At 61.8% G+C, this 262-nt stretch carries 1 pseudogene; it reads left to right on the forward strand.

Annotation, left to right across the window (positions count from 1 at the left end):
* Positions 1-16: 16 nt before the first annotated feature.
* Positions 17-262: pseudogene (locus AAEY79_RS15355) on the forward strand (outer membrane protein assembly factor); the annotation flags it as partial.

Here is a 262-nt window from a genome sequence, read left to right on the forward strand (position 1 = left end):
CCTCAAGGCCTTTCGCGTGCCCGCCAGCGACGACCTCAAATCCGGCGCCGTGCTCAACCACGGCCATTATGAAGACGCCAAGCGCCTGATTCAGAACCAGGCCTCGCGCTACGGCTTTTTCAGCGGCCGCTTCACTAGCCAGAAACTTGCCGTGGACCCTCAAGCGGGCGTGGCCGACATCGAGCTCATTTACGACAGCGGCCCGCGCTACAGCATGGGCAAGGTCAGCTTTACCGGCGACACGCCCTTTGATGAAGAGCTG

Origin of the sequence: Psychrobacter sp. GW64-MNA-CIBAN-0177, from assembly GCF_040309585.1 — a bacterium.
In the GTDB taxonomy this organism is placed as follows: domain Bacteria; phylum Pseudomonadota; class Gammaproteobacteria; order Pseudomonadales; family Moraxellaceae; genus Psychrobacter; species Psychrobacter okhotskensis.